General features: G+C 71.4%; 17 protein-coding genes. 12 read left to right on the top strand and 5 right to left on the bottom strand.

The genetic code is table 11. The features are described 5' to 3' along the window. Positions 1-50: 50 nt before the first annotated feature. The gene (locus tag ATC03_RS16160; protein WP_067879316.1) at positions 51-1,040 is read left to right on the top strand and encodes an aldo/keto reductase; all 990 of its coding nucleotides are present in this window, start codon (positions 51-53) and stop codon (positions 1,038-1,040) included. A 10-nt stretch (positions 1,041-1,050) separates the two neighbouring features. Next, positions 1,051-1,971, top strand: coding sequence for an AEC family transporter (locus ATC03_RS16155; protein WP_067879313.1), 921 nt, complete (start codon positions 1,051-1,053; stop codon positions 1,969-1,971). Here ATC03_RS16155 and ATC03_RS16150 read toward each other — a convergent pair. After that, complete coding sequence (locus ATC03_RS16150; RefSeq protein WP_067879310.1) at positions 1,916-3,175, bottom strand: MFS transporter; 1,260 nt, start codon at positions 3,173-3,175, stop codon at positions 1,916-1,918. The two genes, ATC03_RS16155 and ATC03_RS16150, sit on opposite strands and share 56 nt — an antisense overlap. Before the next feature lie 50 nt (positions 3,176-3,225). On the opposite strand from ATC03_RS16150, the gene ATC03_RS16145 reads away from it, so the two are divergent. Then, positions 3,226-3,750 carry a gluconokinase gene (locus ATC03_RS16145; RefSeq protein WP_067879308.1) on the top strand — a complete coding sequence of 175 codons (525 nt, stop codon included), beginning with the start codon at positions 3,226-3,228 and terminating at the stop codon, positions 3,748-3,750. 70 nt (positions 3,751-3,820) lie between these two features. Here the strand turns inward: ATC03_RS16145 and ATC03_RS16140 are convergent, their stop codons facing one another. Then, a complete protein-coding gene (locus ATC03_RS16140) occupies positions 3,821-5,902 on the bottom strand; it encodes a hypothetical protein (RefSeq protein ID WP_067879302.1) in 2,082 nt (693 codons plus the stop codon). A gap of 385 nt (positions 5,903-6,287) precedes the next feature. On the opposite strand from ATC03_RS16140, the gene ATC03_RS16135 reads away from it, so the two are divergent. After that, positions 6,288-8,828: a DEAD/DEAH box helicase gene (locus ATC03_RS16135; RefSeq protein WP_067879299.1), complete on the top strand. Its 2,541-nt coding sequence runs from the start codon at positions 6,288-6,290 to the stop codon at positions 8,826-8,828. A 21-nt stretch (positions 8,829-8,849) separates the two neighbouring features. On the opposite strand, the gene ATC03_RS16130 is transcribed toward ATC03_RS16135, so the two are convergent. Beyond that, the gene (locus tag ATC03_RS16130) at positions 8,850-9,809 is read right to left on the bottom strand and encodes an EamA family transporter (protein ID WP_067879297.1); all 960 of its coding nucleotides are present in this window, start codon (positions 9,807-9,809) and stop codon (positions 8,850-8,852) included. 316 nt (positions 9,810-10,125) lie between these two features. Between ATC03_RS16130 and ATC03_RS16125 the strand changes: the two genes are divergently transcribed. From ATC03_RS16125 to ATC03_RS16090, 8 genes are all read left to right on the top strand, one after another. Beyond that, the gene (locus tag ATC03_RS16125; protein WP_067879294.1) at positions 10,126-14,706 is read left to right on the top strand and encodes an ExeM/NucH family extracellular endonuclease; all 4,581 of its coding nucleotides are present in this window, start codon (positions 10,126-10,128) and stop codon (positions 14,704-14,706) included. A gap of 89 nt (positions 14,707-14,795) precedes the next feature. Further along, positions 14,796-15,422 carry a hypothetical protein gene (locus ATC03_RS16120; RefSeq protein ID WP_067879291.1) on the top strand — a complete coding sequence of 209 codons (627 nt, stop codon included), beginning with the start codon at positions 14,796-14,798 and terminating at the stop codon, positions 15,420-15,422. Positions 15,423-15,579: 157 nt separating this feature from the next. Beyond that, positions 15,580-16,263, top strand: a complete 684-nt coding sequence (locus ATC03_RS16115) for a YcnI family copper-binding membrane protein (protein ID WP_067882431.1) — start codon at positions 15,580-15,582, stop codon at positions 16,261-16,263. Beyond that, complete coding sequence (locus ATC03_RS16110; RefSeq protein ID WP_067879288.1) at positions 16,263-16,904, top strand: copper resistance CopC family protein; 642 nt, start codon at positions 16,263-16,265, stop codon at positions 16,902-16,904. The genes ATC03_RS16115 and ATC03_RS16110 overlap by 1 nt, the downstream gene beginning before the upstream one ends. 59 nt (positions 16,905-16,963) lie before the next feature. Beyond that, positions 16,964-19,021: a DNA helicase RecQ gene (recQ, locus tag ATC03_RS16105; RefSeq protein ID WP_067879285.1), complete on the top strand. Its 2,058-nt coding sequence runs from the start codon at positions 16,964-16,966 to the stop codon at positions 19,019-19,021. Positions 19,022-19,439: 418 nt separating this feature from the next. Then, complete coding sequence (locus ATC03_RS16100) at positions 19,440-20,510, top strand: ATP-binding cassette domain-containing protein (protein ID WP_067879282.1); 1,071 nt, start codon at positions 19,440-19,442, stop codon at positions 20,508-20,510. After that, positions 20,507-21,355, top strand: coding sequence for an ABC transporter permease (locus ATC03_RS16095; protein ID WP_067879279.1), 849 nt, complete (start codon positions 20,507-20,509; stop codon positions 21,353-21,355). Before ATC03_RS16100 ends, ATC03_RS16095 begins: the two co-directional genes overlap by 4 nt. Before the next feature lie 308 nt (positions 21,356-21,663). Next, positions 21,664-23,589 (top strand): glycoside hydrolase family 5 protein, encoded by a 1,926-nt coding sequence (locus ATC03_RS16090; RefSeq protein ID WP_067879276.1) that lies wholly within the window; start codon positions 21,664-21,666, stop codon positions 23,587-23,589. 59 nt (positions 23,590-23,648) lie between these two features. On the opposite strand, the gene ATC03_RS16085 is transcribed toward ATC03_RS16090, so the two are convergent. Continuing rightward, positions 23,649-24,764, bottom strand: a complete 1,116-nt coding sequence (locus ATC03_RS16085) for a metallophosphoesterase family protein (RefSeq protein ID WP_067879273.1) — start codon at positions 24,762-24,764, stop codon at positions 23,649-23,651. Continuing rightward, positions 24,761-26,848 carry a DUF5054 domain-containing protein gene (locus tag ATC03_RS16080; RefSeq protein ID WP_067879271.1) on the bottom strand — a complete coding sequence of 696 codons (2,088 nt, stop codon included), beginning with the start codon at positions 26,846-26,848 and terminating at the stop codon, positions 24,761-24,763. The genes ATC03_RS16085 and ATC03_RS16080 overlap by 4 nt, the downstream gene beginning before the upstream one ends. Between the last annotated feature and the right edge of the window lie 46 nt (positions 26,849-26,894).

Genomic DNA, 26,894 nt, shown 5'->3' with positions numbered 1-26,894 from the left:
CATCCGTCATCGCATCGGTTCACCGAACCCCGCACCCCTGGAGGACTCCCATGCAGCGTCGCACCCTCGGCCGCACCGGCCGCTCGGTCTCGGTGATCGGCCTCGGCACCTGGCAGCTCGGCGCCGACTGGGGCGACGTCGACGAGGCCGACGCGCTCGCCGTGCTCGACGCCGCGCACGAGGCGGGCGTCACGTTCTTCGACACGGCCGACGTCTACGGCGACGGCCGCAGCGAGTCGCTCATCGGCACGTGGATGCGCGCGAACCCCGACGCGGGGGTCACGGTCGCCACGAAGATGGGCCGGCGTCTGCCGCAGGAGCACGAGAATTCCTCGCCCGAGCACTTCCGCCTGTGGGTCGACCGGTCGCGTGCGAACCTCGGCGTCGACACGCTCGACCTCGTGCAGCTGCACTGCCCGCCGACCTCGGTCTACGGCGACGACGCGGTCTTCGACGCGCTCGACGCGCTCGTGGCCGACGGCTCGATCGCCGCGTACGGCGTCAGCGTCGAGAAGGTCGACGAGGCGCTCACCGCGATCGCCCGGCCGAACGTGGCGACCGTGCAGATCATCCTCAACGCGTTCCGGCTGAAGCCGCTCGACGCCGTGCTGCCCGCCGCGGTCGAGGCCGGCGTCGGCATCATCGCGCGCGTGCCGCTCGCGAGCGGGCTGCTCTCGGGGCGGTACACGAACGACACCGTGTTCGCCGCGAACGACCACCGCAACTTCAACCGCCACGGCGAGTCGTTCGACGTCGGCGAGACCTTCTCGGGCATCGACTACGAGACCGGCGTCGCCGCCGCGGCCGAGTTCACGGCGCTCGCCGCCGCCGCAGCGCCCGGAGCCACGGCCGCCCAGGTCGCGCTCGCGTGGATCGCTGCGCAGCCGGGCGTCAGCTCGGCGATCCCCGGTGCCCGCAACGTCGACCAGGCGCGCGCGAACGCCGCGGCGGGCTCACTCGAGCTTCCCGCGTCCTTCGACGCCGCCGTGCACGAGCTCTACGACCGCAGCATTCGCGCGCAGGTGCACGAGCGCTGGTGAGGCGTTCCGCGTGAGCGGCATCTTCACCGGGTTCGCCGTCATCGCGCTCGCGGTCTTCGTCGGGTGGCTGGCCGGACGCCTCGGCGTGCTCGGCCCGAGCGCCCGCCCGGTGCTCGCGCAGCTGAACTTCAACGTGCTCGCACCGTTCCTGCTGTTCTCGGTGCTCGCGACGGCCGACGTGCACGCGCTGTTCTCGGTGCTGCTGCCCGTGTCGGCGATCGTCGCCGTCGTGATCATGGCGTGCTTCGCGGCCGTCTCGCTGTTCGTGTGGCGTCGGGGCGCCGCACGAACGGTCATCGGCTCGCTCGCCTCCGGGTACGTGAACGGCAACAACTTCGGCATCCCGATCGCCGTCTACATGCTGGGCGATGCCGCCTACTCGGCGCCGATCGTGCTGTTGCAGCTGCTCGTGTTCGTGCCGATCGCGCTCTCGGTGCTCGGCGCGAGCGTCGAGGGCCGCACCTCGGTGCCCATGATCCTGCGCACGACCTTCGGCAACCCGATCATCATCGGATCCCTGCTCGGCGTGCTCGTCTCGGTCTCCGGCATCGAGCTGCCGCCGATCGTGATCGACCCGATCGAGCTCATCGGGCACGCGGCCGTGCCGCTCATGCTCATCGCCTACGGACTCTCGCTGCACGGGCAGCGCCTGCTCGAGCCGGGCACCGGCCGCCGCGACGTGCTGCTCGCCTCGGCCCTGAAACTCGTCGCGATGCCGCTCGCGGCGTGGGCGCTCGGCCGATTCGTGTTCGGGCTCGACGGCATCGACCTCTACGCGGTGACCGTGCTCGCCGCCCTGCCGACCGCGCAGAACGTGTTCGTGTTCGCGCAGCGGTACGACACGGCCGAGATCGTCGCGCGCGACACCGTGTTCATCACGACGATCGGGTCGGTTCCGGTGCTGCTCGCGGTGGCACTGCTGCTGGGCTGAGCGGTCGCCGTCTCGCCTGCGAGGCCACCGAGAAGCTCACGACGGCGACCGCGGCGACCACCAGGATCGCGTTGCGAGCGCCGACCTCGCTCGCCAGCAGGCCGAGCAGCGGGGGAGCCGCGAGTGCGGAGACCGTCGAGAACGAGGTCACCACGGCCACGCGCGGGCCGGCGTGCGCCGGATCGTCGGATGCCGCGGAGATCGCGATCGGGTTGCCGAGCGCCGCACCGCACCCCCAGAGCAGCACGCCGATCCACGCGGTCGCGAGGCTCGGCGAGAAGACGAAGACGAGCACGCCCGTGAAGGTGGCGACGCCGGAGACCCGCAGCACCGCGACGCGGCCGAAGCGATCGATGAGCGGGGTGCCCAGGAACCGGAACACCGTCATCGCGCCGACGAACGTGCCGTAGGCGAGGGCGCCGGCGGCCTCGGCGGTCGCGAAGCCGTCGACCACGGCGAGTGACAGCCACGTCGTGGCGGTGCCCTCGGCGAGCGAGGCCGCGAGCAGCACGACGCCGAGCAGCAGCGTTCGGGGTTCGCGCCAGGCGCCGAGCGCCTGGCGGACGGCTCCGCGGTCGCGGTGCTTCGTCGCCTCGGCGTGGATCGAGCCCGTCTCGGTCGTGACCGGCACCTGCAGCGTCAGCGCCGTCGCCGGCCGGAACAGCACCAGCCGGGTGACCGTCACCGCGGTCAGCACCGCGAGGATCTGCACGGTGATCGACACGTGCAACGCCGCGAAGCCCGCCCCGACGAGGGCGCCGAGTGCCGCGCCGATCGAGAAGCAGGCGTGGAAGTGCGGCAGGATCGCACGATCGATGCGGTGCTCGACCTCGGCGGCGTTCGTGTTGATCGGCACGTTCACGAGCGCGCCGCAGAACCCGTTGACGAACGCGCCGACGATGAAGAACCGCACGTCGCCGGTCGCGGTGGCGATCGCGATCGCCCCGAATCCGACCACGTTGCCGATCGTGCCGGCCAGCAGCGCCCGGCGCCCGCCGAAGCGCGCGACGATCACGCCGATCGTCATCGCACCGGTCAGCGAGCCGAGTCCGCCGACGACCAGGAGCCCGCCGAGCTGGGCCGCGTTCACGTCGAGCGCCTCGCGGATCGACGGCATGCGGCTGAGCCACGACGACATGATGAGCCCGAACAGCGCGAACTGCACCAGCAGCGACCAGCGGGCGGCCCGGACTTCGTGAGACATCGGAAAGAATCCTGCCAGTAATCCGGATGCTTCGCAGGCAAGATGGTGGCATGCACCGCACCGCACCGCTCATCGTCGTCATGGGCGTCTCCGCCGTCGGCAAGTCCACGATCGGCCTCGGCATCGCCGACCGGCTCGGCGTTCCGTTCCGCGACGCCGACGACCTGCACCCCGCGGCGAACGTCGCGAAGATGCGCGCGGGCACCCCGCTGGACGACGACGACCGGTGGCCGTGGCTCGACATCGTCGGGCTCGAACTGCAGGCCGCCGCCGCGGCATCCGGGCTCGTGATCGCGTGCTCGGCGTTGCGCCGCGCCTATCGCGACCGGCTGCGCGCGCAGGCGCCGACCGTCGAGTTCGTGCACCTGCACGCCGACGACGCCGTGCTCGCGGCACGCGCCGCGGGGCGCAACGGGCACTTCATGCCGCCGAGCCTGCTCGCCTCGCAGCTCGCGACGCTCGAGCCGCTGGGCGCCGACGAGCTCGGCGTGCTGGTCGACGTCGACGCCTCGATCGAGGCCATCGTCGACCACGCCGTGGTCGGTCTCACCGAACGCGGCGTCGATCGCGCGTAGGCGTCGACCTGGCGTCGGCGTCGGCTTCGTGCCGGCTGCGGGCCTCGCCGGCGACCGGGCGCAGCCGGCGTCAGGCTCGCTTCGGCGCGCCCGCCACCGCCGCCGTCGGCTTCGGCCGCCAACCGTGGAACAGGTACGCCCACGACGTGGCCCACGGCCCGACCGGCTCGAGCAGCGTGCGGCGCTGCGCGAGCAGCGCACCGTACGCGGCGCTCCGACGCGCGAAGCTCAACGAGAGCGGCTCCGCCGCGGCCGCGATGACCTCCTTCACCTCGGCCTCGCTCGTGCGGGCCGGCACCACCACGGGCGCCGGGGCGAACCGCGCCTCGAGGAACGCGAACGCCGTGACGATCACGAAGCCCACGGCCAGCAGCGGCTGCCACTCGGGCGCGACGGGCGCCCACTGGTCGACGGCGAACCACACCACGACCGCGGCGCCGACCACGTAGAGCAGTCGCGGCAGGCTGGTGAGGGCGAGCCACCATCCGACTGACAGCGGGCACCGGTCCCAGAGCAGCGTGCGTTCGACGTAGCCCGTGATGACCTGGTTCAGCCAGATGAGGAGCGCGGCGACGAGCGCCGACGAGACGATCCACCCCCAGCCCGTGAGCTGACCGCCCTCGTGCAGGAACCCGAGGCCGCCCACGACGTCGGGTGCGGCATCCGACCCGTTGAACAGGTCGCCGACCCACGCGATCGGGCTCGCGACGACGGCGATGACGTCGGTGAAGAATGCCGAGACCGCGGCGATGCCCGGCAGCAGCACGGCGATCACGACGGCCGCGATCATGTTCGTGCCGAGCGACTTCTTGTTGATGACGTTGAGCCGGTTCTCGATGTACGCGACCTCGGGCGAGGGCCCCGGCAGGTCGGGTCCGAGCAGGTTGCGGATCGTCGGCTCGACGACCTGCAGCGTGTTCTTGTAGTAGTACGAGTGGTCGAGGAACGGCTGGCTCACGTTGTGCACCGCGTGCTCCTCGGGCCCGAGGGCCGAGCTCGCCAGCCGCGGGAAGTACGACGCGCGCCAGCGCTCGCGCGCCCGGTCGGTTCGGTCGGCGATCGGGCCGGCCGAGAACGGGTCCCAGATCGCCCAGTGATTCGCCCAGGCGACCGGGTGCGCCTGGCCGGCGCGACGGTCGATCCAGTTCTGCACCGGCGTGTACACGTCGCTCCGCCCTCGCCACTGCTCGCGCCCGAGCAGGCTGACCGCGGCGCCGACGGTCGTGAGCTGCCGAACGTTGCACGCGTGCGGGTCCATCTCCTCGAAGAGCGTGAACGTCGAGACGGCCGCGCCCTGCGAGTGGGCGAAGACGTGCACGTCGCCGTCGCCGACGAAGGCCTTGGCGCGCTCGACCGCATCGCGCACGACCAGCCGCATCGCGCTCGCCCGAACCGGCGTCTCCTTCCACGCCGTGACGTCGCCGATCGACCCGGCCAAGCCCTGGATGACGTCGCCCGCGGCCTTCTTGAACGCCGGGATCAGCAGCAGCGGACTGATGAGCGGCAGGACCGGCGTGAGCACGACGGCCAGCACCAGCACGAACGCCGCGACCGGCAGGTACACGGCGAGGCCGACGATCAGCCGCACGAGATCGAACAGGAAGGTGAGCACCTTCGAGCGCAGAGCGAGGCGCTTGCGCGGCATTCGGGGGTGCTCGATCAGCGTGTACCAGGGCAGCAGCACCATGGTCGCCCAGAACAGCCGAAGCATCCGGGTGACGGCGCGCCACATGAACGGGCCCGCCCAGCGGAAGATCTGCGCGGTGCTCAGCGGCACGAACGCCTCCGACCAGCGGGCCTCGATGATCGCGAGGCGCTTCGTGACGAGCTCGACCGGGGCGCCGGGCGCCGCGTCGGCGGTGCGTCGCTTCGGGAACGTCACGGTCGCGCTGATGAGCGGGGCGTCGCCCGAGATGTCGGACGAGTCGAGGCGCACGCCGCACGCGTCGTCCGCGCCGTAGACCTGGTCGCGCGTCATCCAGTCCATGCGGGCGAGGATCGGCTCGGCCCACTCGAGCAGGATCTGGCTGCGCGTCGCCTCGCCCATGCCGTGCACGAGCACAAGGGCGGCGTCGTACGTTCCGTCCGCGGGGTCGGCGTCGGCCGCGCGCGCCTCTGACGGATCGGCTTCGGTCGAGGGTGCGAGACGCATGGCGGCCTCCTGGATGGTTGCGGCGCGAGCGGTGCAGGTCGATCCGAAAATAGTCCCCCGCGAACCATGCCGACAAGTGAGATCCGCGGAATTCCGGGCCTGCACTGACCTCCCGTTCGGGTGACGGATGCCGCGGCGCGCATTCGACCGACGGTGCGCGCATGCCGGTCGACCGCAGCGACGCGAACCTCAGGGACAGCACTGAGGCGCGGCATCCGCTCGCCCCCATACGGTTGAACCGATCGCACAGCGCGGACCGCAGGGGGAACTGTCACCGCATGCGCGATCAGTGAGCCGGCCGGCTCGGCGCCCGAAACGCCGAGCAGGCCGGCTCCCCCTTTTCTGCCCGGGCGGGCGCCCAGCCGTAGTACGGCAGACTCGGGGGATGACCCAGTCACTGCTCGAGCGAGCGCCGCGACCGTACGACGCCGACGCCATGTACGTCGCGTTCGTCGACTGGGCCTCCGACCGAGGGCTGGACCTCTACCCCGCGCAGGACGAGGCGGTCATCGAGATCGTCTCGGGCGCGAACGTGATCCTCTCGACGCCGACCGGCACGGGCAAGTCCCTCGTCGCGGTCGCCGCCCACGCGGCATCCGTCGCCGCCGGCGGTCGCACCTATTACACGGCGCCGATCAAGGCGCTCGTGAGCGAGAAGTTCTTCCAGCTCGCCGACATCTTCGGGGCCGCGAACGTCGGCATGGTCACGGGCGACAGCTCGGTCAACCCCGATGCACCGATCATCTGCTGCACGGCCGAGATCCTCGCGAACCTCGCGTTGCGGCACGGGGCCGATGCCGATGTGGACCAGGTCGTCATGGACGAGTTCCACTACTACGGCGACCCCGAGCGCGGCTGGGCGTGGCAGGTGCCGCTCCTGCTGCTGCCGCGCGCGCAGTTCATCCTCATGTCGGCGACGCTCGGCGACGTGACGTCGATTGCCGAGGACCTCGAGCGGCGCACCGGGCGCACGACGGCCCGGGTCACCGGCGTCGAGCGGCCCGTGCCCCTGCACTACTCGTACGCGAAGACCCCCGTGCAGGAGACCGTCGAGGAGCTGCTCGAGACCCGCCAGGCGCCCGTCTACATCGTGCACTTCTCGCAGGCCGCGGCCATGGAACGCGCGCAGGCGCTCTCGTCGATCCGCGTCGTCACGCGCGAGCAGCGCGACGAGATCGCCGAGGCCATCGGCGGGTTCCGCTTCACGACCGCGTTCGGCAAGATCCTCTCTCGGCTCGTGCGCGCGGGCATCGGCGTGCACCACGCGGGCATGCTGCCGCGGTACCGCCGACTCGTCGAGACCCTCGCGCAGCGCGGGCTCCTGCGCGTGATCTGCGGCACCGACACGCTCGGCGTCGGCATCAACGTGCCCATCCGGTCGGTGCTCATCACGGCGCTCACCAAGTTCGACGGCCAGAAGATGCGGCAGCTGAGCGCTCGCGAGTTCCACCAGATCGCCGGGCGCGCCGGTCGAGCGGGGTACGACACCGCCGGAACGGTCGTCGTGCTCGCGCCCGAGCACGAGATCGAGAACGCGGCCGCCGTGCGCAAGGCCGGCGACGACGCGAAGAAGCTCAAGCGCATCGTGCGCAAGAAGGCGCCCGCCGGCCAGATCACGTGGGGCGAGGCCTCCTACGACCGGCTCGTCGCCGCCGAGCCCGAACCGCTCGTGCCGCAGATGAAGCTCACCGCGGCGATGCTCATCAACGTGATCGGCCGCGGCGGCGACGTCGTCGGCGGCATCCGCTCGCTCGTGTTCGACAACCACGAGTCGCGCACGCGACGCTTCGAACTCGCCCGGCGAGCGCTCGAGATCCTGCGCACGCTCGCCGATGCGGGCGTGGTCGAGCTGACTCCGGATGCCGCGGGCGGCGGTCTCGACGTGAAGGTCGCCCTCACGGTCGACCTGCAACCCAACTTCGCGCTCAACCAGCCGCTCTCGCCGTTCGCGCTCGCCGCGATCGACCTGCTCGACCCCGAGGCCGCCCCCGGCACCGGCATCGGCACGGGCCACTACGCGCTCGACGTCGTGAGCATCATCGAGTCGACCCTCGACGACCCCCGCCCGATCCTCTCGCAGCAGCAGTTCAAGGCGCGTGGCGAAGCCGTCGCCGCCATGAAGCAGGAGGGCATCGAGTACGACCAGCGCATGGAACTGCTCGAGGAGGTCACCTGGCCGAAACCGCTCGACGAGCTCCTCGGGCAGGCGTTCGAGACCTTCGCGTCGAGCCAGCCGTGGGTGCGCGACTTCGAGCTCTCGCCCAAGTCGGTCGTGCGCGACATGTTCGAGCGCAGCATGTCGTTCGGCGAGTACGTGTCGTTCTACCAGCTCGCCCGCAGCGAGGGGCTCGTGCTGCGCTACCTCTCCGACGCGTTCCGCGCCGTGCGCCAGACCGTGCCGAACGACGCGAAGACCGAGGAACTGCTCGACCTCATCGAGTGGCTCGGCGAGGTCGTGCGCCAGGTCGACTCGAGCCTCGTCGACGAGTGGAACGAGCTGGTCGACCCCAGCGCGCACCTGCCGGAAGACGAAGCCGCGGTCGTGCCCCCCGCGCCGCCCTCGGTCGTCACCAACCGCCGCGCGTTCACGGTGCTCGTGCGCAACGAGCTGTTCCGTCGCGTGCAGCTCGCCGCGCTCGAACGCGACGACGAGCTCGCGGCCCTCGACCCCGACGCGGGCTGGCCCGACGCCCTCGACCGGTACTACGCCGAGCACGACGACCTCGGCACGGGCGCCGCCGCGCGCTCGCCGCAGCTCGTCGTCATCGACGAGACGGATGCCGCGGCCGGCCTCTGGCGTGCCGAGCAGATCCTCGACGACCCGGCCGGCGACCACGACTGGCGCATCCGCGCCGAGGTGGATCTCGAGGCGTCGGCCGAGGAGGGCACGGCCGTGCTGCGCGTGACCGAGGTCGTGCGGCTCTAGGGGTGGCGGGGGCCGTGCGCCCTAGGCCACGGCGAGCATCGCCGCGGCTGCCAGGGCGAGCACCAGACCGGCCCACTGCACGGGCGCGATGCGCTCGCGCAGCACGAGGGCCGCGAGCAGGATCGTGCCCGCGGGGTACATCGCACCCAGCACGGCGGCGATCGAGAGGTCCCCGGCGCGGATGCCGAAGAGCAGCAGCGCGTTCGCCGTCGCGTCGACCAGGCCGCAGGCCACGGCGAGCCGGATGCCGGCGGCGAGGGCCGGGCGGGCCGCCCGCGGCATCCGCTCGCCCGCGGTCGTCGCGGCCGAACCGAGGCCTGGGCCCGACACCGCCGCGCCGCCCCCGGCGCCGACTCCGACGCGCGACCGCCGCGCTCGAACTCCCGCCACGACCGCCACTGCCGCGACAGCCGCGAACATGATGGCCGCGTTCACCCCGCGATTCAGGATGAGCGGCACGATGCCGCTCTCGTCGCTCGTCTGGTCGATCGCGATGTAGAACCCGCCGATGGCCGCGCCCGACCCGACCGCCATGACGATGCCGCGGAGCGACGGCCGCACGGCCCCGCGCTCGGGCACGAATCCCACGAGCACCACGGCGACCAGCGCGAGGCCGAGGCCCCAGTACCCGATCGCGTCGAAGCGCTCGCCGCCGACCACGAGTCCGTAGACCACCGGCACGATCGCCGAGACCACGGCCGTCGTGGGCGAGAGGATGCTCATCGGCCCGATCGCGAGGCACGCGTAGAGCAGCGCGATGCCGATGCATCCGACGACGCCCGAGATCGCACCCCAGAGCACGTCGTGCGCGCTCCACTCGCCGCCGATCAGGGGCAGGGCGAGCACCAGCAGCACGGCCCCCGAGAGTGCGGCGATCGCCGTCGCGAGCAGGGCGCTGATGCGCTTCGCGGCCAGCCCGCCCAAGAAGTCGGCCGCGCCGAACACGAGCGCGCCCGTGAGCGAGAACACCGCGGTCAGCATGAGGCCTCATCGTAGCGACGATCACGGCGTCGGATGCCGCGCGCGGGCGTCCCCACGGTTGCCACCCACACGGGGGGCTCCGGCGCAAGGGCGAGGCCGGAATTCGCTCATCTGCGCACGGTTCTCCGGCGGGTTCGCTCGCGTGCGCGCGCATTCGTAAACGACTCGTGAAATCGGGCCCACGATTGGTGGGAACCCCTTGGCAGAGACCCAGCGGAAACATAGGCTGGCGCGCAATGTGGCCCCCGATGTGGGGTGTGTTCGCTCCCGCAACCCGAGCGCGAACGTCCACGAGCGAATGACACAGGGGAGCGTCATGCAGGGTGGTCGAACGGCCCAACGCCTGTCCGCGATCGCAGCTACGGCTGCGGCGGCACTGTTCGTCGGATTGCTGGGGGCGCCGCCGGCGTTCGCCGCGACCGACGGCTCGGGTGTGGTCATCAACGAGGTCTACGCACGTGGCGGCAGCGCCAGCCAGCCGTACACGAACAAGTTCGTCGAGCTGTACAACCCGACGAACGCCGCCGTCTCGCTCGCGGGCTGGTCGCTGCAGTACCGATCCGCCACGGGCACTGCTGGCGGTCTGCTCGCCCTCGACGGATCGATCGCGTCGGGCGGCCACTACCTGATCTCCCTCGCCAGCAATGGCAGCAACGGTGAGGCGCTGCCGACTCCCGATGCCAGCGGGACGATGTCGCCGCAGGGATCGAACGGAATCGTCTTCCTCTCCAACGCCACGAGCGCGATCAACCCGGGCATCGGCTCGATCGTGAACGCGCCGAACGTCATCGACTACGTGGGATACGGCTCCGCCAATGGGTTCGAGGGCTCGGCCGCCGTCTACGGCGACGGCGTCACGCCCCCGGGCAACACCGTCCCCGGCAGCATCTCCCGCACGCTCGGCGCCGACACCGACAACAACGCCGCCGACTTCGCGTTCAGCTCGACGCCGACCCCGCAGAACTCCGGAGCCGGCCCCGTCGACCCCGAGCCTGAGCCCGAGGTCGCGACCATCGCCGAGGTGCAGGGCAGCGGCGACGCCAGCCCGCTCGTCGGCAAGACGGTCACCGTCGAGGGTGTCGTCACCGGCGACTACCGCACCGGCGGCTACAACGGCGTGACCATCCAGACGCCCGGCCCCGACACGACGCCCGGCGTCTCCGACGGCCTCTTCGTCTTCGGCATGCCCACCGTCGGCAAGGTCGGCGACCTGGTGCAGGTGACCGGCGCCGTCAGCGAGTACTTCGGCCTCACCCAGATCACCGCGGATGCCGCGAGCGCGAAGGTCCTGACCGCCGACGCGGGCGTGCCCGATGCGCAGCCGCTACCCGACGCCACCGTCGGCGGAGCGCGAGAGGCGCTCGAGAGCATGCTCGTCGCACCCACCGGCAACTACCTGCTCTCGAGCACGCACGAGGTCTACAACTACGGTTCGCTGTGGCTCTCTGCTGGCGACACGCTGCCCGTCAAGAGCACGGAGCTGGTCGACGCCGGTGCCGACGCGAACGCGATCGCCGCCGCGAACCGCGGCCGCCTGCTCGTGCTCGACGACGGCTGGAACAGTGCCGTCACGTCGGCGGCGCACCCGAACGAGCAGCCGTACCTGACGAAGGACCAGGTCGTCCGCAACGGCGACCGCGTGATCCTGCCCTCGACGCCGTACGTGCTGAGCTACGGCTTCGACGCGTGGCGCCTCCAGCCGACGACGCCGATCGACAGCGCGAGCCCGGCCTCCGTGAAGCCCACGTTCGAGACCCTGAACCCGCGAGTCGCGACCGCACCCGCGGTGGGCGGCGACCTCCAGGTCGGCGTCTTCAACGTGCTCAACTACTTCACGACCCTCTTGAGCGAGAACTCGAACGCGCGTGGCGCAGCCACGGCCGAGGAATTCGCCCTGCAGGAGAAGAAGATCGTCAAGGCGATCATCGCGTTGAACGCCGAGGTCGTCGCCCTCCAGGAGATCGAGAACTCGTTGAAGCTCGGCGAGGCACGTGACGAGGCGACCGCCACGCTCGTGGCCGCGCTGAACGAGGCCCAGGGCTCCGATGTCTGGGCGTTCGTGCCGACGCCCGCCGTGCTCACGGCGGCCAACACGGACTTCATCCAGAGCGCGATCATCTACCGCACCGACGCCGTCACCCCCAAGGGTGCCGCGCAGACCGTGGACGACGAGACCGTGTGGGGCAACGCCCGCGAGCCCATCGGCCAGGTCTTCACCCTGCCGAACGGCAACGACTTCTCGGTCGTCGCCAACCACTTCAAGTCGAAGAGCGGCTCCGGCACGCAGCCGGCCGACGGCCAGGGCTTCTTCAACGCCGACCGCATCGCGCAGGCCACGTCGCTCCTGGGGCTCGCGAACACCCTCGCGGCCGAGGCCGGCGAGGTGTTCCTGCTCGGCGACTTCAACTCGTACTCCGAAGAGGACCCGATCCAGGTGCTGACCGAGGCCGGGTACTCCGACCTGCTGCCCGACCGCACCGACGACCAGTACACGTACACGTTCGACGGCGAGCTGGGTTCGCTCGACCACGCGCTCGGCAACGCCGCAGCCGTGCAGGGCGTCACGGGCATCGGCCGCTGGGCGATCAACTCGCCCGAGTGGAGTGACCGCCAGTACGAGAACGGCTCGCCCGACGACTCGGTCTTCCGCTCGAGCGACCATGACCCCCAGGTCATCGGTCTCGACAGCGCGAAGCTCACCGACGTGGTCGACATCAGCGTGATGACGATCAACGACTTCCACGGCCGCATCGAGCAGGCGGCCCCGTCTGCCGGTGCCGCGGTGCTCGCGGGAGCCGCGGACGCCGTCCGCGCCGAGAACCCGAACACGGTCTTCGCCGCGGCGGGCGACCTCATCGGCGCCTCGACGTTCACGTCCTTCATCCAGAAGGACTCGCCGACGATCGCCGCCCTCAACGCGGCCGGACTCGACGTGAGCGCAGCGGGCAACCACGAGTTCGACCAGGGATGGAAGGACCTCCGGGACCGCGTGCAGGGCGAGGCGGACTTCGAGTACATCAGCTCGAACGTCTTCCTCAAGGGCACGAACGAGACGGCGCTCGCGCCGTACTACACGCAGACCTTCGAAGGGGTGACCGTCGGCTTCATCGGCGCCGTCACTGAGGAACTGCCCTCGCTCGTCAGCCCGGCCGGCATCGCCGACCTCGACGTTCGCCCGATCGTCGCATCGGTGAACGCGCAGGCCGAGAACCTCACCGACGGCGTGGCCGACAACGGCGAGGCCGACGTGCTCATCCTGCTCGTGCACGAGGGTGCGACGACGAGCGCGCTCTCGAGCGTCACCGACGGCTCGGTGTTCGGCAAGATCGTCGCCGGCGTCGACCCGAAGGTGAACGCGATCGTCTCCGCGCACACCCACCTCCCGTACAACCACGTCGTCGACGGCCGCCCGGTCGTCTCGGCCGGCCAGTACGGCGAGCAGTTCGGTCTCATGAAGCTCGAGGTCGACCCCGAGTCGAAGGAACTCCTCTCGATCTCGAACGAGCTCAAGCCCCTCATGACGACCGCGACGACGAATCCGCCGGTGCCCGCCAAGGCGCTCTACCCGGCCGACCCCGAGGTCGCGGCGATCGTGGCCGACGCCAAGGCGAAGGCCGACGTGCTCGGCGCCGTCAAGGTGGGCAACATCACGGCCGACTTCAACCGCGGCCAGATGCCGGGCACGGATGCGAACGGCAACCCGGTGCTCGTCGAGGCGCGCGGCGCAGAATCGACGATCGGCAACTTCGTCGCCGACGTGCAGCTCTGGGCCGCCAAGCAGGACGGCACGGCCGACATCGCGTTCATGAACCCGGGCGGCATGCGCACCGACCTGAAGTTCAAGAGCACCGGTGCCGCCGACCCCGACGGCAACGTCACCTACCGCGAGGCGGCCAACGTGCAGCCGTTCGCGAACACCCTCTTCACCCAGACGCTCACGGGCGCCCAGGTCAAGCAGGTGCTCGAGGAGCAGTGGCAGCCGGCCGGCGCATCGCGTCCGTTCCTGAAGCTCGGCGTCAACGCCGGACTCGAGGTCGTCTACGACCCGACGGCTGCGGCGGGGTCGCGCGTGACCCACGTCTCGCTCGACGGCGTCGAACTCGACCCGGCGGCGAACTACAAGGTCGTGGCGAACTCCTTCCTCGCGGCGGGCGGTGACAACTTCTTCACCCTCGGCAAGGGAACGGGCCGCGCCGACACCGGCAAGGTCGACCTCCAGGCGATGGTGGACTGGTTCACGGCGAACAAGACCGCGACGCCCGACCTGGCCCAGCGCTCGGTGGGTCTCGTGCTCCCCGCTCCCGCCAACGGCACCGCCTACGTGCCCGGCGAGACGCTGAACCTCGCGCTCAGCTCGCTCGACTTCAGCACCACCGAGGTCGCCGCGGGCGAGGTCACCGTCTCGATCGGCGGCATCGCCGTCGGCACGGCGCCGGTCGACCGCACGTCGGTTCCCGCGACCGACGAGGGGGGTCGCGCCTCGCTCACGATCACGATCCCCGAGGGCATCGACGGCGCGACCGCGCTCGAGATCGCCGTGGCCTCCACGAAGACGAGTGTCAGTGTGCCGATCACGGTCGACGCACCCGAGCCCGAGGCTCCGGTCGCGACGATCACGCTCGGCGCTCCGACCTCGCTCCTCGTGCGCGCCGGCAGCTCGGTGACGTACAAGGCGCAGGTCTTCGCGACCGACGGATCGAAGCCGGTGGGCACCGTCCGGGTGTTCGACGGGTCGAAGCTCGTCGGCACGGTCGAGCTCACGGCGGCGGCGAACGGTCGCGTCAGCGTGACCGTTCCGAAGCTGTCGCGCGGCCTGCACCTGCTGCGCGCCGAGTTCGACGGCACCGCGCCGTACACGGACTCGCGCATGTTCCAGGTTCCCGTCCTGGCCTGGTGATCCGACGGAGGGCGGCGGGCCTCGTGCCCGCCGCCCTTCGGCGTGCCCGCCGCGATTCGACCCGCTCGGCCTCGTCTAGGCTGGTGCGCATGACCTCGAGGTGGGCCCGCGTTGCGCGCGGCGGCGTGATCGCCGCGTTCGCGACGTTCGTGGCCGCCGTCTCGCACACGGTCGGCGGCGGCTCGGCCCCCGGCGGCCTCGCGATCGGGCTGTCGTTCGCCTTCTCGGCGCTGCTCTGCATCGCCGTGGTCGGCGCGCGGCTCTCGCCGGTGCGCACGGTCGTCGCCGTCTCGCTCACGCAGTTCGCGCTGCACGCGCTGTACTCGGTGCAGGGTGCTGCGGGTGCGACCGCCGCCGATGCGGGCGGGCTGGCGAGCGCGACCGGCGCACACCACCACGCCGTCCTCCCGCTGCCCGTGGCCACGACCTCCGCCGCGTTCTCCTACGACCTCTCGATGCTCGCGACCCACGTGCTCGCCGTCGTCGTGACCGTGCTCGCGATCCGGCACGGCGACGAGGCACTCCGCGCCGTGTTCCGCGCAGGCGGCCTGCTCGTGGCATCCGTGCTCCCGTCGATGCCGACCCTCGTCGTGCTCGCACCGAAGACCGCCGTGGCGCGCGCCGCTCGGTTCGAGGCTCCGCGCGTGCTCGCGGGCCTGCTCTACCTCTCCGCGATGCGGCACCGTGGGCCGCCGCAGGGGTTCGCCGCCGCCTGACGTCTCCGGGCACCACGCCCGACGTCGGCGACGCCGTCGAACGCTCGAAGCATGCCTCGCGCATCTGCTCGGCCGACGGCTCCGAACCACCTGCATGCACCACCTGATCCGCGACCGCCGAACATCGCCGTCGTCGCGCACCCACGAAGAGGAACCCATGAACTTCCGTACCGCCGCCATCGCCTCGTCCGCCCTCGTCGGAGGCGCGCTGCTCGCGCTCGGCGCGCCCCTGGCCGCGAGCGCCCACGTCACCGTGACGCCGACCGACACCGCCGCCGGCAGCTACAGCGTGCTGACCTTCTCGGTCGGACACGGCTGCGAGGGCTCCCCGACCACGAGCCTCACGTTCGACATCCCCGACGAGATCGAGTCGGTCACGCCCACCGTCAACCCGAACTGGACCATCGAGAAGGTCGCCGACGGCGAGCGCACGAGCCAGGTCGTCTACACGGCCGTCACGCCGCTCGTCGACGGCTACCGCGACACGATCGCGCTGCAGATGCCGCTGCCCGAGGACGCCGCGGGCAAGACCCTCGAGTTCCCCGTGCTGCAGACCTGCGAGACCGGTGAGACGAACTGGAACGAGCCCATGGTCGAGGGCGAGGCCGAGCCCGAGCACCCGGCGCCGAGCATCACGGTCACCGAGGCCGTCGCGGGCGGCCACCACGGCGGCGCGGCCGAGGCGGGCGACGCCGAGGGTGAGGAGCACGAGGCGGATGCCGCGGCCGACGCCGACTCGAGCGACACCGTCGCACGCGTGCTCGGCATCGGCGGCCTCGCGGTCGGCGTCGTCGGCCTCGTCGTCGCGATCGCGGCGCGTCGCCCCCGCAAGGACGCGTGATGCGGGCCCGGCCCGGCGTCGGACGTCGTGCCGGCGCGCGCGGCGTGCTCGGCGCAGCGCTGCTCGTCGCGGCATCCGCTCTGCTGGTGACCGTGCCGGCGGTGTCGGCGTCGGCGCACAACTCCGTGATCTCGACGACGCCGGCCGACGGCGCGGTCGTGACCGAGCAGCCCGGCACGGTGTCGCTCACGACCAATGACGCGCTGCTCGACCTCGGAACCGGCGCGGCCCTGCTCGTGCAGGGTCCCGACGATCGGTACTACGGCGACGGCTGCGCCACGATCGACGGGGCGACGGCGTCCTCCGCGGTCGACCTCGGCGAGGCCGGCACGTACACCGTGCTCTGGCAGGTCGTCTCGACCGACGGCCACCCGATCTCGGGGGAGTGGACCTTCGAGTGGCAGCCGGCCGAGGGTGCGGTGCTCGCGACGGGCACCGATGCGCCCGCGTGCGGCGGCGACGCCACGGGCTCCGGTAAGCCGGATCCGTCGGCGACGGGCGACGCGTCCGACCAGGCGGAAGACGGCGGGGCGGATGCCGCGGCATCCGGCTCGACCGATCTGCTGTGGCTCGGGGCGGGCGTCGTCGTGGTGCTCGTCGCCGGCGTCGCGACCTGGCTGTTCGTGCGCCGCCGGGGCTGAGCGACCGAGCCTGGGGATCGTCCGGCTCACCCGTCGGGGGTGCTCGTTACACTCGACGGGTGAGCCGCAACCCCGAACCCGACCCCTACGACGGCGTGCCGTGGCCGCTCGACGAGTTCGAACCGCCGGCCGACGAGTGGGTTCCGCCCGTCGACGACGGGTGGGCGCCGCCGGCCGACGACGAGTTCCGGTCGGCGCAGCGTTCGACACCCGCCTCGACTCCTGCCGCGGCGACGGCGCGGGTCGCGTCGGCGCGACCCGGCTCGGTGCAGGCCGCGCCCGCGCGGTTCGCGAGCGCCGAGGAGGCGCTGCACACGGTGTTCGGCTACGACGCCTTCCGGGGCGAGCAGGCCGAGATCATCGCTCAGGTCGCCGACGGCGGCGACGCCGTCGTGCTCATGCCGACGAGTGGCGGCAAGAGCCTCTGCTACCAGATCCCGTCGCTGCTGCGCGAGGGAACCGGCATCGTCGTGTCGCCGCTCATCGCGCTCATGCACGACCAGGTCGACGCGCTGCAGCGCAACGGCGTCCGCGCGGCCTACCTCAATTCGAGCCAGCAGTCCTTCGAGCGTGCCGAGGTCGAGCGCGCCTACCTCGCGGGCGAGCTCGACCTGCTCTACATCGCGCCCGAGCGGCTGAGCTCCGAGCCGGTCAAGCGGTTCCTGCAGCAGGGCACGGTCGCGCTGTTCGCGATCGACGAGGCGCACTGCGTGGCCCAGTGGGGCCACGACTTCCGGCCCGACTACCTCGCGCTCTCCGAACTCAGCGAGCGTTGGCCCGACGTGCCTCGCATCGCGCTCACCGCGACCGCGACCGAGGCGACGCACCGCGAGATCACGACCCGCCTCTCGCTCGAAGACGCCCGGCACTTCGTGTCGAGCTTCGACCGGCCGAACATCCAGTACCGCATCGCGCCCAAGTCGGAGGTGCGCAAGCAGCTCCTCGAGTTCGTGCGCAGCGAGGGCGTCGACGCCGAAGGCACGCCGGTCGCGGGCATCGTCTACGCGCTGTCGCGCGCGAGCACCGAGAAGATCGCGGGCTTCCTCGCCCAGAACGGCGTCAACGCCCTGCCGTACCACGCCGGTCTCGACGCCGGCGTGCGCCGCCGCACACAAGAACGGTTCCTTCGCGAAGACGGCGTGGTCGTCGTGGCGACGATCGCGTTCGGCATGGGTATCGACAAGCCCGACGTGCGCTTCGTCGCCCACGTCGACCTGCCGAAGTCGGTCGAGGGCTACTACCAGGAGACGGGGCGTGCCGGCCGCGACGGCCTGCCCGCCACGACGTGGCTCGCCTACGGGCTGCAAGACGTGGTGCAGCAGCGCCGCATGATCGACGAGAGCCCCGGCGACCTCGCGCATCGGCGCCGTCTCGCGTCGCACCTCGACGCGATGCTCGCCCTGTGCGAGACCGTGCAGTGCCGCAGGCAGAACCTCCTCGCCTACTTCGGCCAGCCGAGCGAGGCATGCGGCAACTGCGACACCTGCCTCGAGCCGCCCGTCGCGCTCGACGGCACGGTGCCCGCGCAGAAGTTCATGTCGACGATCGTGCGACTCGAGCGTGAACGGCGTCAGCGTTACGGCGCGGGGCACCTCATCGACATCCTCCGCGGCAAGCAGACCCCGCGGGTCGGCCAGTACGGCCACGACACGCTCGCCACGTGGGGCATCGGCGCCGACGTGTCCGAGCAGCAGTGGCGCGGCATCGTGCGACAGCTGCTCGCGCAGGGGCTGCTCGCGACCCACGGCGAGTACGGCACGCTCTCGGTCACCGACACGGGCAACGAGGTGCTCTCGGGCACGCGCACCGTCATGCTCCGAGCCGAGCCCGAACGCGCCGCCTCGCGGCGGGGCCCGAAGGCCGCGTCGGCCGCAGCCGATCTCAGCCCCGACGATGCCGAACTGTTCGAGGCGCTGCGCGCCTGGCGCGGCGCCGAGGCCCGCGAGCAGGGCGTGCCCGCGTACATCGTGTTCGGCGATGCCACGCTGCGCGCGGTCGCGACCGAGCGACCCCGTTCGGTCGCCGGGCTCGACGGCATCTCGGGCATCGGCGTGAAGAAGCGCGAGGCCTACGGCGACGCGCTCGTCGCCGTCGTCGACGCGCACCTGGCGCGCTAGCGCTGCGCTCTGCCGGGCGGGCGGCGAGCGGGCATCTGCACCGAGCCCGCTCGTCGTGCGCTGGTGCGCGGACATCCGCACCGCACCCGCTCGTCGTGCGCTGGCCGGTGGCATCCCGATGCGCGACGCGCCCGATCCCGGCGGGACCGCGACATCCGAATCATTCCTTCTCGTCTGGTATTTGATCTGATACAGTACCTATCGAGATGAACAACAGGCGATGCCGAGACGGCAGGCGTCCTGACATCAGAAGACGGCGGCCCGGGTGCTGCAACACCCGAGCCGCCCACGCAACCGAGTCGTTCAGTGCGAAGCCGAACGCGAGACCAGTGCGCGCCGCCAGCGTACCGCCCAGCGCTGAACCGACTCCGAAGAGCCTGCCCGACCGGGCGGGCTCGACCGAGATCGGAGAAACCGCATGCCCACCACGACACCGGGGCTGGCCCTCGAGGCCAGGAACCTCGTCAAACGCTATCCGCAGGGCCGGCGCAAGCCGCCCGTCACCGCCCTCGACGGGCTGAGCTTCGGCGTCGAGGAGGGCACCGTGTTCGGGCTCCTCGGTCCGAACGGCGCCGGCAAGTCGACCACCGTGAAGATCCTCGCGACGCTCAGCGCGGCCGACTCGGGTGACGCGTTCGTCGCCGGCTTCGACGTTCGCGGCCGAGCGGCAGACGTGCGTCGGTCGATCGGCTTCGTCGCCCAGAAGCAGGTCTCCGACCCCATGGACACCGGCCTCGAGAACCTCGTGCTCGCCGGACAACTGCACGGCATGGGCACCCGCGATGCGAGGTCGCGGGCCGGTGACCTGCTCGATCGCTTCGGCCTCGCCGCTGCGGCGCGACGCCAGGTGAAGACCTACTCCGGCGGCATGGCCCGAAAGCTCGACGTCGCGATCGGGCTCATGCATCACCCCGCCGTGCTCTTCCTCGACGAGCCGACCACCGGGCTCGACCCCGAGGCGCGCACCGAGATGTGGGCCGAGATCGAGCGCATGGCTGCCGACGAACGCACCACGGTGCTGCTCACCACGCACTACCTCGAAGAGGCCGATCGCCTCGCCAGCCGTCTCGCGATCGTCGCGAACGGCCGGGTCGTGACCGAGGGCGAGCCGGAAGAGCTGAAGGCGGCGCTCCGCGGCGACGCCATCGTGCTCGAACTGCTCGACGCCGCCGATGTCGATGGCGCCCTGACGCTCATCGGGCGCAGCCCGGTGTTCCGCGACGTGGTGCGCGAGGGGCGCACCGTGCGGGCGCGCACCGACGAGGGCGGGCAGGCGCTGCCGCTCGCGCTCGCCATGCTCGACGCCGAGCGGCTGCGGGTCGCGTCGGCGACCGTCGCGAGGCCGAGCCTCGATGACGTCTACCTCGCCCACACCGGGCGTTCCTTCTCGTCGGCGCACAGCGAGGGCTCGGCGACCGACCAGGCGACGCCCACGATCGACGGCCCCACGATCGACGGCCCCGCGACCGCAGAGGAGCGTGCAGCATGACCGCCACGACCACCACGACACGCGCCGCCACGCGCGGCACGGCGTCACGTCCGTCGCGCGCGGGCACGGGATTCCTCCGACACACGGCGGTGCTGACGCTCCGGCAGCTTCGCGCGGCGGTGCGGGTTCCGGCGTTCGTCGTCATGAACCTCGTGCAGCCGCTCATCTGGCTCCTGCTGTTCGGGCAGCTCTTCAAGTCGGTCGTCGAGATCCCGGGCTTCTCGGGCGGCGCCGACTACCTCGAGTTCCTCACGCCGGGCATCGTCGTGATGATGGCCCTCTTCGGCAGCGCGTGGGCCGGCACGTCGTTCATCGAGGACATGAACCGCGGCGTCATGGATCGCCTGCTCACCTCGCCGACGCATCGCGGCGCGCTCATGGTCGCCTCGCTCGTCTACCAGGCGGTGCTCACGTTCGTGCAGACGCTCATCGTGCTGGGCGTCGCATGGCTGCTCGGTGCGCGCTTCGACGGCGGACTCGCCGGCGTGCTCGTGCTGCTCGCGGCGGCGATGCTGCTCACCGCCGCGTTCTCGGCGCTCTCGAACGCGGCGGCGTTGCTCGCCCGCGACCAGAACATCCTGATCGGGCTCTCGCAGCTCATCACGATCCCGCTCATGTTCCTGAGCTCGGCGCTCATGGACACGTCGCTGTCGGCCGGCTGGGTCGCGGATGTCGCGCGCTTCAACCCGTTCGAATGGGCGGTCGTCGCCGGGCGCGAGGCGCTCCTCTCGGCCGATCCCGACTGGGCGAGCGTGTGGTCGTACCTCGGATACCTCGTGGCGTTCACGATGGTGCTCGCCTGGCTCGCGACCCGCGCCTTCCGGGTCTACCAGCGCAGCGCGTAGGGGCGAGGCGCGGACGGCACCGTCGGTTCGCGACGGTTGCAGAGGCCGCGGACGTCAACGTCCGTGGCCTCTCGGCGCTTCCGGTGCGAGCTCGATCGGGATCCCCCGGGTGTGCGAGGGCGTCGTCCGGGCGCCCCCGATCGTCGACCGGGGGCCGCGGCTCTCTCGAAATGTTTACGTTACCGTAGCAGAAATGTTTGCGTTGACATTTCGAGAACGGCGCCCCTAACCTGACGACGTCAGGAGCCTGAGGCGGCATCTCGGGCGCAACAGGACGCCACGCACGGCAGAACAGAGAGGTTCGCAGAATGCATCACCGTACCCTTCGGATCGCGGTCGGACTCGCGACCGCGGCGCTCGCGATATCGGTCGCAAGTCCTGCGAGCGCCGCACCACCAGAGGACCCGATCCCCGTGCTCACCGGACCGGAGCTCGCCGCATCGTGGACGGCGCCGCTCAGCACCGTCGGCCGCTACGTCGTCGACGCCGACGGTGACCGGTTCAAGCTGAAGTCCGCCAATTGGGACGGCGCGCAGGGCCACTGGAGCGGCAGCGGCGACAAGAACGATCCCGCCAACCACAACAGCGGCATCAGCTACGACATCCCGATGGGGCTGGACCGGGTGCCGATGGCCACCCTCATGAGCGACTTCCACGGCGTCGGCATCAACAGCATCCGCCTGTCGTTCTCGAACGAGATGCTCGGCATGACGGCGCCGGTTCCGGATGTCGCGGTCACGGCGAACCCGCAGCTGAAGGGCAAGACGCCGCTGCAGGTGTTCGACGCGGTCGTCGCTGCGCTCACCGCCGACGGATTCGCGGTGATCCTCAACGACCACACCACCACCTCGCACTGGTGCTGCGGCACCAACGACGGCAACGAGCGGTGGAACAGCAGCCAGACCACCGAGAAGTGGATCAGCGACTGGGTGATGCTCGCGACCCGCTACAAGGACAATGCTCGCGTGGTCGGCATGGACCTGCGCAACGAGGTGCGGCGCGACATCCTGAACGACGCGAACTGGGGCTGGGGCGACGACCACGACCTGTACCAGGCGTACCAGCGCGCCGGCGTCGCCATCCAGAAGGCGAACCCCGAGGTGCTCGTCGTCATGGAGGGCATCAACTGGCAGGGCATCCCGCTCGACGGCCTGTTCCACGACCGCCCGCACCTCAAGCCCGTCGCGAACCTCTCGAACGCCCTCCCGTATCCGGACAAGCTCGTCTACGCGGCGCACATCTACGCCTACACCGGGCCGAAGCACACGGGTGCCACCGGACTCGGCGAAACGCACGACTCCCGCTATCGCGACCTCACCGCGAGCGAGCTCGCGGCCGAGGTGAACCGGGCCGCGGCGTTCGTCACCACGGCGAATCAGCACTACACCGCCCCCGTGTGGTTCAGCGAGTTCGGCATCGGCCACGCGAGCGACACCGGCGCCCTCGACAAGGCCTGGTGGGCGAACTTCACCGACATCCTCATCGCCAACGACAGCGACTTCGCCGCGTGGCCGCTCGTGGCGCAGGCGAAGGCCGACGGCACGTTCGTCGACGGTTACGCCCTCCTCGCCTACAAGCCCGACGGCACGAAGCTGAGCATCGCCGACGACTGGCGCTTCCCGCAGTGGAAGAAGCTCGTCGACGCGACGGGCAAGACCGGCCAGGTCGCGCCCGTCGCCCGCTGGAACATGCTCGGCAGCGGAAGCCTCGTCGACAGCCAGTCGTCGCTGCGCATGCTGCAGGCGGGTGACTGGTCGCCTGGCCAGTGGAAGGGCACCTGCCCCGACAGCCAGCGCCTTCAGGGCATCGCGCGGAGCACCAACCGGGCGCTCTGCACGGATGTCGGCGGCATCGCCACCTCGAGCCCGCGCGTGCAGAGCGGGCAGGGGAATATCGCGAACGACTGGGCGTCGGGGTACGACAAGTTGCAGTGCAACCCCGGCGAGGTCGCCGTCGGCTACAGCCTGGGCACCGGCGGCGGCACCAAGGCGGCGATGTGGAACCTCGTCTGCGCGACGAGCACCACCGCGCTGCCCGCGAGCCAGGGACGCCTGATCTGGTTCGACCAGGGTGACAACCGCCCGGCCGGCGGCGGCTCGACCGCGAGCGACTGGGCCCCAGGCGACTACAAGGGCCAGTGCAGGGACACCGAGTACATCGCCGGCGTGGCGTTCACCTACCGCTGGAACCACGGCGGCGTGCCCGACGCGCTGCTCTGCAAGCCGCTGACCTGATCGGCGGATGACGAAGGGGCCGGGTCGCAGCAGCGACCCGGCCCCTTCGCGTTCGTCCGTCAGGCGAGCGGCGCGAGCCGCACCTCCTGCAGCACGCGACCGCCGAGGTCGCGCATCGTGAGCACGAGCGCGTCGGGGCTCGCCTCGCCGTCGACCCACGCGGCCGCCTCGTCGGAGGCGGTGTCGGCGTCGGGCCCGCCGCTGATGAGCTGCGCGTACGGGAACTCGGCCGTCGCCGGCATCCAGGTCTGGTGGTGCGTGTGCCCCGAGACGACGATCTGGGCGCCCCATTCGACGAGCGCGTCGTGCCAGGCATCGCGGCTCATGCGGCTGAACCAGTCGTACCCGTCGGCGTCGTAGTCGACGACGGTCTCGTCGATCCACCGCAGCGGGATGTGGCAGAACACCACGCGGTACGGGGCATCCGCGAACTCGGGTCGGGCCGTGATCTCGCGCAGCCACTCGGCCTGCTCGGCGCGCAGCGGCTCGAACGCGACGCGCCCCTCGAAGGTCGGGTGGGCGTCGGGCTTGTCCTCGCCGGTGTGGAGGACGATGCACGCGACCGGCCCGATGCGGAACGCGGTGAACGGCCGCCCCTCGGGCGTGGCGACGAAGTCCTCGAGCTGGTAGGCCCAGGTGCCGCGCACGTCGTGGTTGCCCACGACGATCGCGAGGGGGCGCCCGGCGCTCACGTCGAGGCCGGCGGGATTCAGCACCGTCGTGGTGAACCACGACGGGTCCTTCCAGTCGTTGCAGAGGTCGCCGTTCCAGACGAGCACGTCGACCTCGGGCGTGGCCTCGTGGAGGGCCCGCATGGTGTCGTCGCGCTGGTGGGTGTCGTTCCACACGGCGAAGCGTGCGGTGTCGGATGCCGCGTCCAGCGTGCGCACGGACTTCCAGTCGCTCTCGTGGCGTGCGCCCGAAGGGCCGACCGCCTCGGTGATCGCCCGGATGCGCACTGCGGTGCCCGCGGGCAGGCCCTCGGCCCGGACTCGCAGCACCCGGTCGCCCTGCGGCACCATGCCGAACGCGTCGCTCGTCACGGTGCCGCGTGCGCCGCCGGCCGATTCCCATTCGAGCCAGCCGCGGCTGAGCTGCGCAACGCCCCAGACGACCTCGAAGCCGTCGGCGCGCGGCGCCATCACGACCGGCGGGCTCGTCACGATCCCGGTCATCGCGTCGCTCCCAGGTCGATCACGAAGCGGAACCGGAGGTCATCGTCGAACCACATCGTGAAGTTCGTCCCCCAGACGTTGTTGTGCAGGTTCACATGGAGCCCGTCACCGGGATCGGGGATCGCGTTGTCGAAGCGGTAGAGCGCGCGGCGGCCCACGGCGACGAGTGCCGCGTCGACGGGGCGCAGCGAGAAGCCTTGCGCGGCCGTGTGGGTCACCTCGGTGACGGCGTGCAGGTTGCGGTTGCCGTTGCGAACGACGGACTGCGGGTCGACCGCCGTCCCGAGCTTCGCGAGTCGCCAGTCGCCGGGCTCGACCCGTGGGCGGAACCCGAGCCAGCTCGCCTCGGGGAGCCGGGAGGCGTCCTTGTCGCGGAGATCGAGCGTGACCTCGATCGGCCCGGGCTCGCCCGAGAACCGATAGGAGAGGCGGATGTCCCGTGCCCCGCCCCAGGCCTCGCACGCCGCCGCGGGCAGCGCGAGCCGCACGGTGAACACGGTGTCGGCGCCGTCGGCGATGCGTTCCGCGGAGATCGCGCGCGGCGCGAACGTCGTCGCGGGCAGGGTTCCGGCGATCGCGAGCCCCGGCTTCGCCTGGTCGGGCACGGCCCACATGGCGTTCTCGTCCAGGTCGCGGCAGTACTCCCGCAGCCAGCGGGCCTCGTCGCGCTCGTCGAACGTCTCGTACCGGTAGGCGGCGAGCGGGTGCTCCGGCCCGGCCCACTCCGTGCCGTCGGCGTCGACGAGGGAGACGAGCGAGCCGTCGTCGCCGAATCGAACCCGGTAGCCGCCCGCGCTGTGCTCGCCCCAGAGGTCGATCGCCTTGCGTGCGGCCGTCGACGGTGAGACGTCGCCGGTCGGAGCCGTCTCGGCGATCGCGGCATCCGCCTCGGCACGGCGTTCGGGGGAGAGCGCCGCGAGTGCGCGGTCGAGGTGGGCACGCTGCTCGGCCCACGAGCGCTCGAATGCCGAGAAACCGAGTCCCTGCGGGCTCGGGTGCTCCGAGTACGCCCAGGCGTACTCGTCGAACCCGGGCGGGTTCGCCGTCGGATCGACGACGTCGGCCGCGCGGGCCCGCTGGAAGTCGCCCTTCTCGTAGTTGACGTAGTCGGGCAGGTAGGTCTTCAGGTCCTGCCCCCAGGTGTGCTCGGCCGCGAGCAGCAGGCCGTCGCTGAACGCGTCGCATTCCTCGGTGCCGGGCACGAGCGCGCCGAAGAAGACCCATGCCGTTCGCAGGCGCAGCAGTGCGCGGAGCCGCGCCGTCTGCACGGGGTCGCTCGCGACGCCGTGGATCCAGGTGTCGCCGATCTCCTGCTCGAGCACCGGCAGGCTCGCGCGGGCGGCGACCGCCTCGCGGCTGAAGGCGTCGAGCGTCGAGGCGATCACCCTGGCGCCCGGGTGTGCGGCCTGGAGCGCGGCGAACAGCGCCTCGACCTCCTCGACGGGGGGCGGGCCGAAGTTGTCGCCGGTGTGCGCGAGGTGCAGTGCCTCCGTGCCGCCGGGTACCACGGCCACCCCGAGCTCGGTGGCCCCGTAACTCCGGGCGTAGTTGACGACGACCTCGCTGCCGTCGGGGGCGCGCCAGGCGAAGAACTCCGGCACGTCGGGCACCGCGGAGGCCCCGTTGACGCCGAGGTGCAGGAAGTCGAGGCCGCCCCGGGCGAGGAAGGGTACGAGGCCGATCGTGTGGCCCGGGACATCCGTCATCTTCGCTGCGCTCGTGGCGTGACCGAAGCGGGCGTCGAGCCTGCGGCCGATCGCGATGGCGTGCTCGACGAGCCCCGCGTCCATGAGCTCGGTGTGCGTCGTCATCGGCAGGCCGTGCCAGGTCACGTGACCGGCCCGGATCGCACGCTCGAGGGCGGTGCGCTCGCCGTCGTCGCCGAGCCGGAGCGCCTCGTGGATCAGCCAGGAGCCCGTGGTCCAGACGAACCGCGCGGGCCCGTCGCGGCGCTCGAGCTCCTCGGCGAGTGCGATCGCGCGGGGGAGGTACTCGTGCACGTACCGGTCGGTGACGTTCGCGGCGGTGTCGGTGAAGCCGAGGTCGAGGTGCGTCTTGAAGACGACGTGGACGGTGGTGATCATGCGTGCATCCAAACTGCGGTGTCGGGGATGGGTCTTCTCGGGTCGT

The organism is Agromyces aureus (genome assembly GCF_001660485.1).
GTDB classification, from domain to species: domain Bacteria; phylum Actinomycetota; class Actinomycetes; order Actinomycetales; family Microbacteriaceae; genus Agromyces; species Agromyces aureus.
The sequence above is the reverse complement of the archived record's forward strand: the minus strand, read 5'-3'. Positions and strand labels throughout refer to the sequence as shown.